The organism is Pantoea sp. S61 (genome assembly GCF_016625145.1).
GTDB classification, from domain to species: Bacteria; Pseudomonadota; Gammaproteobacteria; order Enterobacterales; family Enterobacteriaceae; genus Pantoea; species Pantoea rwandensis_B.
In genome coordinates, this window is sequence record NZ_JACVUO010000021.1 from 84004 (window position 1) to 92626 (window position 8623).

Annotated in this window: 8 protein-coding genes; 7 read left to right on the top strand and 1 reads right to left on the bottom strand. The window is 56.9% G+C overall.

Translation table 11 applies throughout. From position 1 onward, the window contains the following. Positions 1-3 precede the first annotated feature (3 nt). Entirely contained in the window at positions 4-975 is a 972-nt protein-coding gene (locus IAE30_RS25955) for a LysR family transcriptional regulator (protein WP_038648010.1), read from the bottom strand. Between the two features lie 157 nt (positions 976-1132). Between IAE30_RS25955 and argH the strand changes: the two genes are divergently transcribed. From argH to IAE30_RS25990, 7 genes are read left to right on the top strand one after another with little or no spacing between them, the layout of a single operon-like run. Beyond that, on the top strand, positions 1133-2560 hold the full coding sequence (gene argH / locus IAE30_RS25960; protein ID WP_200681265.1) for an argininosuccinate lyase: 1428 nt from the start codon (positions 1133-1135) through the stop codon (positions 2558-2560). A gap of 10 nt (positions 2561-2570) precedes the next feature. Further along, positions 2571-3449 (top strand): amino acid ABC transporter permease, encoded by an 879-nt coding sequence (locus tag IAE30_RS25965; protein WP_052059431.1) that lies wholly within the window; start codon positions 2571-2573, stop codon positions 3447-3449. Positions 3450-3462: 13 nt separating this feature from the next. Next, a complete protein-coding gene (locus tag IAE30_RS25970) occupies positions 3463-4227 on the top strand; it encodes an amino acid ABC transporter ATP-binding protein (RefSeq protein WP_038648005.1) in 765 nt (254 codons plus the stop codon). A gap of 19 nt (positions 4228-4246) precedes the next feature. Beyond that, positions 4247-5068 (top strand): ABC transporter substrate-binding protein, encoded by an 822-nt coding sequence (locus IAE30_RS25975; RefSeq protein ID WP_038650203.1) that lies wholly within the window; start codon positions 4247-4249, stop codon positions 5066-5068. A 12-nt stretch (positions 5069-5080) separates the two neighbouring features. Then, the gene (locus tag IAE30_RS25980) at positions 5081-5926 is read left to right on the top strand and encodes a polysaccharide deacetylase (RefSeq protein ID WP_034820981.1); all 846 of its coding nucleotides are present in this window, start codon (positions 5081-5083) and stop codon (positions 5924-5926) included. Further along, complete coding sequence (locus IAE30_RS25985; RefSeq protein ID WP_200681266.1) at positions 5919-6806, top strand: polysaccharide deacetylase; 888 nt, start codon at positions 5919-5921, stop codon at positions 6804-6806. Before IAE30_RS25980 ends, IAE30_RS25985 begins: the two co-directional genes overlap by 8 nt. Further along, positions 6790-8151, top strand: a complete 1362-nt coding sequence (locus IAE30_RS25990; RefSeq protein WP_200681267.1) for an MmgE/PrpD family protein — start codon at positions 6790-6792, stop codon at positions 8149-8151. The genes IAE30_RS25985 and IAE30_RS25990 overlap by 17 nt, the downstream gene beginning before the upstream one ends. Positions 8152-8623 lie beyond the last annotated feature (472 nt).

Genomic DNA, 8623 nt, shown 5'->3' on the forward strand with positions numbered 1-8623 from the left:
AACTTAGTGCGCCTCTTCGGCCTCTGCCAGGCCCAGTGATTGCATAAATAGCCGGATAATCGGATTAATTTTCCGGCCTTTTTTCATCATCAGGCAGAACGGATTTTCCCGGCGCACCGACTCATCACCCAACTCACAAAGCTGCCCCCTCGCAATAAAGGGCGCGGCATAGTGTTCGGGTAAATAACCAATAAAGTGCCCGGTTAGAATCAGCATGGCGACGGATTCCACTTGCACCGCCTGCGCACCGCTGTCCTGTAATGGAATGAGGCGACGGTCATCGCGCGGCGTGACATATAAATGATTAATGATTTTCTGCTCACGTAATATTTCCACCGATATATTCTTATCACAAGATCCAGAATATAAAGGATGTGACATGGAGCAATATAATTTCGAATATTCTTTATAAAGCGGGAAGTAATCAAAATCACTTTTCATTTCATAAACCGGCGCAATGCCACAATGAAAACGACCTTCACTCATGCCCCGTTCAATATCATCTAATTGCGCAGTCTGTAAGCGAATCTGCACCTTTGGTGCTTTCTGGTGCAACTGTTGCACCGCCGCAGTGACCGGTGAATGCGGATCAGAAATAGTGTTGTCCACCACACAGATGGCGATGTCACCCAGCAACTCATTGCGGCTGTTGTGCAGACGTTCGCGGAACAGATTCAGGGAGACGAACAGCTCCAGCGTGGCCTGATAGACATTAATGCCGTACTGCGTCAGTTCAAAGCCTTCGCGTCCACGGCTGCATAACGTCATGCCGAGACGAATCTCCAGATCGGAAACCTGCTTGCTGATGGCGGCTAAACCAATATTCAGTTCGTTGCTGGCAGCGGTTAATCCTCCGGCTTCCACCACGCATTTAAATACGCGAAGCAATTTTAAGTCAATATTACTCAGTGCCAGAACCGCATTGTCGCCGCGATTATTTGCATTGTTTCCAGACTGGGAAACTTTACTTTCCATCTTTGCTATTCAACTCCGGAATAATTGCGGTGAAAGTACAGTGAACCTGAAATATGACGTATTTACCAGTGTGAGTGTGAAATAAGTTTTTATTATCACAGCTGGTTTATTCATATCTTTTCCATATCGCTGACGAGTATTTGTAAGGGGAAATAGCATGTCTGATAATGCCGAACTGTTATGGGGCGCGCGTTTTAAAGCGGCACCGGCGGCCAGTTTAACCGCGCTGTCGCGCAGCCCGGATTATTACTTTGCCCTGGCACCTTACGATTTAGCAGGCTGCCGGGCACATGCCCGTGAACTGGCACGCGGCGATCTGCTGAGCAGTGAAGAACTCAAAACCATGCTGGCAGCGATTGATGCGCTGGATGCTGATTATCGTGCGGGCAATCTGCACCCGATTGCTGCTGATGAAGATGTCCACACGTTCATTGAACGCGCACTGACCGAGCGCTTAGGACCACTGGGCGGCAAACTGCGCGCCGGTCGCTCTCGTAACGATCAGACGGTCAACGATTTGCGTCTCTACCTGCGTGATAACGGCCGCAAAGTGGTCAGCGCTTTACTGGCACTGCAGCAATCTCTGGTTGAGCAAGCGGCACTGCACACCGAAAGCGTGGCGCCGGGCTTCACCCATTTACAACAGGCACAGCCGATTGTGTTTGGTCACCAACTGCTGGCTCATGCGCAATCTTTTGCCCGCGATATTGAGCGTATGCAGGACTGGGATCGCCGCAGCGCGCGCTGCCCACTCGGTGCCGCAGCGATGGCAGGATCGGTAATTGCACGCCAGCCGGAAAAAGCCGCTGAAGATCTGGCCTATCTGGCACCGTGCGAGAACTCGATCGATGCCGTTGCCAGCCGCGATTACGCCGCAGAATTCCTGTTCGTCACCAGCATGATCGGTATCAACCTGTCTCGCCTGTGTGAAGAAGTGTGCATGTGGGCGTCGCGCCAGTTCCGCTGGGTGGAATTGCATGACAGCTATGCCACGGGTAGCTCAATCATGCCGCAGAAGAAAAACCCGGACATTGCCGAACTGACGCGCGGTCGTTCAGGACGTCTGGTCGGCAATCTGATGGCGTTGCTCACCACCATGAAAGCGATGCCGCTCTCCTATAACCGCGACCTCAGTGATGACAAGCGCAACGTGATCGATGCTGTGGACACGCTGCTGCTGGTGCTGCCTGCTATGGCGGGCATGATGTCGACGCTGAAATTCAACACCGACGTCATGCGTGAGCAAGCGCCGGATGGTTTCACTTTGGCAACGGAAGTCGCCGACTGGCTGGCGATGCGCGGTGTGCCTTTCCGTGAAGCGCATGAAATCACCGGTCAGCTGGTGCAACTTTGTGAACGCGAAGATTGCGGTCTGTCCGACTTAAGCGATGCGCAGTTGCAGGCCGTCGACGCGCGTTTAACGCCAGAAGTGCGCAGCGCTTTGACGCTGGAAGCCGCACTGGCGGCACGCAGTGGCTATGGCGGCACTGCACCCGCCCGGGTACGTGAACAGTTAGCGCGTTTGCAAATTCTGATGCAGGACCAGCAGCGCTGGACTGAAGATTACGCTGGCCCGCGCGCCTGAGGAGACGCTGATGTCGCAAACCACCCCGGTTGAACCCAGCCTGAAAAACAGCCGCGAGCAGACGCATTACGATCTGGATCGCTATCAGGTGGTGCCGCGCCGTTATTACGGTCGCATCACTGCCTCGGCGGTGATCCTGGTGCTGCTGGCGTTGCTGGTGAATGCCTTCGCGCACGGCAACATTGAATGGTCATTTGTCGGCCAGTTCTTTACTGCTCAGGCGATCCTCAACGGCGTGGTGAACACGCTGATTATGTCGGTGCTGGCAATGGGGCTCGGCATCCTGTTCGGCGTGATCACCGCGATTATGTATATGTCGCCCAATCCGGTGTTGCACTACATCGCCGTGGGCTACGCGTGGATCTTCCGTGGTACGCCGCTGATTTTGCAACTGCTGCTGTGGTTTAACCTCGCGCTGGTGTTTCCCACCATCAATATTCCCGGCGTGTTCAGCGTGCAAACCGTCACCATCATGACGCCGTTCCTCGCGGCGCTGCTGGGTCTGAGCATCAACCAGGGGGCTTACACCTCCGAAGTGGTGCGCGCCGGCTTGCTGTCTGTGGATACCGGTCAATATGAAGCGGCGAAAGCGATTGGCATGCCACGTCTGCAAGCGCTGCAACGCATTATTCTGCCGCAGGCGATGCGCGTGATTTTGCCGCCGGTGGGCAATGAATTCATCAGCATGATCAAAACCACCAGTCTGGCGAGCATGATCCAGTACTCCGAACTGCTCTACAACACGCAAACCATCTACTTCGCCAATGCGCGCGTGATGGAGCTGCTGTTCGTGGCGGGCATCTGGTACCTGATCATCGTCACCGTGCTGTCGTTTGGTCAAAGTCGCCTTGAGCGCTTCTTCTCACGCGGCCACCGCCAGCGTCAGTAATTGGGAGAGAGAGATGAGAAACATCGTGCGCGCCGTCAAGGTGAACAAATATTTCGACCAGTTCCACGCGCTGAAGGATGTCAGCCTCGAAGTGAATTACGGCGAGGTGATGTGCATCCTCGGGCCTTCCGGTTCCGGTAAAAGCACCTTCCTGCGCTGCATCAACCAGCTGGAGAAGGTCGATCAGGGTGGCATTTGGGTCGACAACGAATTAGCGGGCTATCGCATTGCAGGCAACAAACTGCATGCGTTAAGCGATAAGCAGATTGCCCGCCAGCGCCTGCAAACCGGCATGGTTTTCCAGCGTTTTAATCTGTTCCCGCACAAAACCGCGCTGGAGAACATTATCGAAGGGCCGTGCCGTGTCCTGCTGCGTCCGAAGCGTGAGGCGGCGGAAGAGGCAATGGCACTGCTGGATCGCGTTGGTCTGGCACACAAAGCGCACGACTACCCGCAGTCACTGTCTGGCGGGCAGCAGCAGCGTGTGGCGATTGCGCGTGCGCTGGCGATGAAACCGAAACTGATGCTGTTTGACGAACCTACTTCGGCGCTGGATCCGGAGATGGTGGGCGAAGTGCTGGCCGTTATGCGCCAGTTAGCAAAAGAGGGCACCACCATGCTGGTGGTCACTCATGAGATGGGCTTTGCCCGTGAAGTGGCCAATCAGGTGGTGTTTATGGACGAGGGACGCATTATCGAGCAGGGCGCACCAGAAGACATTCTGCTGAACCCGCAAAACCCACGGATGAAAAACTTTATTAACGCGATTCTTCTTTAACGTGACCGGGGTGAAAAACATGAAAAAACTGTTATTGAGTGCCATCAGTGCCGCGCTGTTACTGCAATCTTCCGCCTGGGCGGACATCGCCGTGCCGGCCGCCATCAAAGAGAAAGGCCTGACCGTGGCGATCATGCCGAACTATCCGCCCATGGATTTCAAAGATCCGGCCACCAACCAGCTCACTGGTGTGGATTACGATCTCGGTCAGGCGATCGGTGAGAAGCTGGGTGTGAAGATCAATTGGCAGGAGATCGCCTTTGAGCAGATGGTGAACGCCGTGGTGACCAAGCGTGTCGATTTGGTGATGTCCGGTATGACCGACACCAAAGAACGCCAGAAGGTGGTTAACTTCATCGATTACTTCAAAACCGGCCCGCAGTTCTACACCCAGGCCGCGCGCAGCGACATCAACAGCGCCATGGATCTGTGCGGCAAGAAAGTCGGCACCAGCCGTCGTACCACCTTCCCGGTAGAGATTGCCAACTGGTCGAAAGCGCACTGCGAAGCCGCCGGCAAGCCAGCGATCATTGTGGTCGGCGCCGAAGGGACGGCCGATGCGCGTACTCAGCTGCGTCAAAACCGTCTGGATGGCGTGGTGCAGGGGAGTGAAACGCTGCCGTACATCATGGATCTTGAGAAAGGCAAATATAAGCCGCTCGATAAAGCCTTCTCCTTCCAGTACACCGGCATGGCAATCGGTAAAGATGCAGGCGAGCTGACCACAGCCATTCAGGCGGCCATTGACGCGATGATTGCCGATGGCAGCTACCAGAAGATCCTCGCGAAATGGGGTCTGGCCGACAATGGCGTGACTCAGGCGACCGTTAACCAGGGCTAAAGGAGCGTAGCGATGCAACAACCGGGCGCAGTGCGCTGGCCGCAGGGGAAACGCGGCTGTATGGCGCTGGCGTTTGACCTTGATGGTCCCACTGGCGATGCCATGTTGAATGGCAGCCTGTGGTCAACGCCAGAATATTTCACCTTCGGTGCGTATGGGCCGTACCGTGCGCTCGGGCGGTTGCTCGACCTGCTGCGCGCTTTCCAGATTCCCGCTACGTTTTTTGTGCCGGCGTGGGTGGTGGAGCAGTGGCCGCAGCAGTGTCAGGCGATTATCGAACAAGGCCACGAAGTGGCCTATCACGGCTATCGTCACGAATCATTCTGGGCGATTTCGCCGGATGAACAGCGTGCCGTGATGGCGAAATCCGCTGAAATCTTTAAACAGCATTTGGGCATTACGGCCTGCGGTTTCCGCACGCCGTCGGGTGACTGGCATGCCGAAACGCCACAAATTTTGCGTGATGCTGGGGTGATTTACTCCAGCAGCATGCGCGGCGACGACCGTCCTTATAGCATCCCGGTGGCGGGTCACACGCCGCTGGTCGAGATCCCTGGCAAGTGGGAGATGGATGATTACGCCTCGCTGGCTTACACGCGCCAGCCCGATTTCCCGAAAGGCGGCGACCGCATCGCCAGCTATGCGCACACACGCGATAACTGGCAGCGCGAATTCGATGGTGCGATGGATGAAGGCTTGTGCCTGACCACGTTATTCCACCCGAAAATTTCTGGCCAGCCAGGGCGTATCTTGCTGCTGGAGCAGTTGTTTGAACATATGACAGCGCGTGACGACGTGTGGTTTGCACGCTGTGATGCGGTGGCGCAGTGGTATCTGCAGGAGCAACAGCATGACTGAATCTTCCCGCTGGCCGCTGGGCTTCCAGTCCGCCGCCGTTTTGACCATCGATTTCAACGACATTCACGGCATTTTGACGCAGGCACCGGCCGTCGCCGGACGCGATAAAACCCTGTCGGTATGGCGCTATGGCACCCTGCGCGGTGTGGATCGCTTACTGGCATTACTGGCAGATAAACAGCTGAAAGCCAGCTGGTGCTTACCGGCAATCGTCGCGCAAGAGCAGCCGGAACTGATTAAACGCATCGTGGCTGATGGCCATGAAATCGCCTGTAGCGGCGAGCGCCATGAAGATTTCTCGGTGCTGTCGCTGGAGCAGCAGATTGCCAGCGTGACGCGCGGCTGTGAGCAGCTGGCACAGTTTACCGGCAAACCGATTCAGGGCTTCCGCACCCCAGCAGGGCAGTGGAAACCGGGTCTGGCACAGGCGCTGGTGGATCAGGGTATTCGTTGGTCATCCAGCTGGCGCGGCGACGATCTGCCGTACTTCCATCCAGGCACGCGGCTGGTGGAATTGCCGATGCACTACACGCTGGAAGACGAACCCTATTTCGCCTTTAACCTGAGCCCGGCCATCCCGCCGGGGCAGTCGCGGATTGCACCTTATGCCGAAACGCTGGCAAACATGACGCAAGACTTCCAGGGCTTCCACCGCTTTGGCCTGTGTTATCTGCTGCGCCTGCATCCGGAAATCATCGGCACTGCCGGGCGCATCGGCTTGCTGCGTGAATTGATCGAGACGCTGCAACAGCACAACGTGTGGATCGCCACGGCGGAGCAGCTGGCGACGCATTGGCAAACGCAGCCGGGTAACGATATCTCCCATCCAGCCGAAGTGTTTACCCGCATCACAGGAGGTGCGCATGGGCAGTTCGCTTGATCAACTGGCGGCATTTATCGCCGAAACAGGTTTTGAACAGCTGCCTGATGCGCTGGTCGAACAGGCAAAACGCCATTTGCTGGATACGCTCGGGGCTTCACTGGCGGGCAGCGACAGCCCAATCTGGCGCGAATGTCTGCTAATGGCGCTCGCAGAAGGTGGGCATCAGCAGGCACAAGTGTGGGGAAGTGCAAAGCAGGTGAGTCCACGCCAGGCGGCATGGCTCAACGGCGTGGCTGCGCATATGTATGAGCTGGATGATACCGGCGGCTGCGATCACTCGGGCGCGGTGGTTATTCCCGCTATTCTGGCGGCGCTGCCTTTGGCGACGCAGCCGGTTGACGGCCAGGCGCTGCTGGTGGCGATGGTGATCGGTTATGACGTCGGACGCCGGGTGCTGGAAGCTTGCGGCGGCTACTCTGCGCATAACGGCGCAGGCTGGCACTCCACCGCCAGCTGTGGCGTGTTTGGTGCCGCAGCGGCGGTGTGTTCACTGCTGCAGCTGGATCGCGAACAGTGCGCGTCGGCCATGGGCATTGCCGCCAGCTTTAGCGGTGGGTTGTGGGGCTTTATTCACGACGGTTCGCACACCAAAAAGCTGCATGCCGCACGTGCAGCTGAAGGTGGGGTGCAGGCAGCGCAACTGGCGCAGCGCGGTATTAATGGGCCATCGGCGGTATTCGAAGCGAAGTGGGGCGGATTCCTGCAAACCCTTGCATCTGAAACACAGCAACCCGCTGCGTTAACCGCCGATCTTGGCGTGGTGTGGAAGCTGGCACGCTGCTCGATCAAGCCGTATGCCGCCTGTCGTGGAACCCATTCTGCGGTGGATGCCTTGAACCTGATGCTGACGCAGCATTCGGTACAGCCTGCACAGATTGAACGTATCCTGGTGGGATTAAATCCGTTCCTGCTGGAGATGTGTGGCGGACGTGAGCTGAAAAGCCTGGCAAGTGCACAAATGAGCCTGCCGTATGCACTGGCAGCACGAGCGTTGTACGGCTCCGCTGAGTTAGCCAGTTACGATGATGCCAAACGTCTGCACCCTCAGGTTGATGCGTTTATGGCGCGGATTGAGCTGATGATTGATGAGCAGCAGGGGCGCGATGACGAGCCGTGGGTGCGGATTGAAACCCAGCAGGGCGAGCAGTGGCAGCAGCATGTGCCGGTGCCGTCGGGTGCGCCCGCCAATCCGTTAAGTCTTGAAGCGCTGCTGGCTAAATACCGTAGCTTAGCGGGGCGTGTATTGCCGGTTGAGCAGGTTGAACAGTTGGAAGCGATTTGTATGGAGTTGGATGACGTCGCGGATGTGCAGGAACTGGTGGCGCTGCTGGCTCGTGCATAGGGTTCGGGTGCTGAATTTTGCACCTGAATCTGTAGAAAATATTGAGGCTGGCTGATGCAGTTGCATGCTCGCAGATTAATTCACAGCTGAAGTGGTAGTTCGCAGGTAATGATGTTGTTGTCCGCAGGTGGCGACGCAGGCTGGGGGCGCTTTGGCGCTGGCGTCCTCGCGCCGCTGACGCGGTGCCCTCACTTCGTTCGTCTGCCTGACGGAACGGCGGGGATGGCACATCCCTGTGCCGCCCCGCCTTTCGCCCGCGTCCCTGCGGGCTATCCTGGCAGACTCACTCTGTTCGGCGCTGCGGATTGCCTGCGCCAAAGCGCCCCCAGCCTGCTCATTAACCATCGTGCTTGCTGTTAAAGACCTCCGGGTTTAAGTCCATAGCGGGCATGTTGATCCAGATCTTCCAGTCGGCTGATGGGCTGAAGTGAATGTTGTTGAAAGGGGCACAATATTTGAGGCCGAAGCACCG